1 protein-coding gene is annotated in these 239 nt (G+C 66.9%); it reads right to left on the bottom strand.

Features of this window, described 5'->3' with window-relative positions; translation table 11 throughout:
• On the bottom strand, positions 1-239 hold a 239-nt coding region (locus tag SB765_RS33340; RefSeq protein WP_410932998.1), incomplete at both ends, for a TOBE domain-containing protein.

Genomic DNA, 239 nt, shown 5'->3' on the forward strand with positions numbered 1-239 from the left:
CGGCCAAGGCCGGGTCGAGCTCGGCGATCGGCTGCTTCACGAAGAAGTCGGCCTTGCCGCAGACTTCCAGGCGCACCCGCACGTGGTCGCCCAGGTAGATGAACTCGGCCACACGGCCAGAAAAGCGGTTGACGCAGCTTTCACTGTGGCCATTGAGGCGCACACGTTCCGGGCGGATCGACAAGGTCACCGGCTCGCCGGCCTGGCCGACATTCACCGCCAGCGCTTCGACCCGCTCG

Origin of the sequence: Pseudomonas sp. SIMBA_067, from assembly GCF_046534675.1 — a bacterium.
Classification (GTDB): domain Bacteria; phylum Pseudomonadota; class Gammaproteobacteria; order Pseudomonadales; family Pseudomonadaceae; genus Aquipseudomonas; species Aquipseudomonas putida.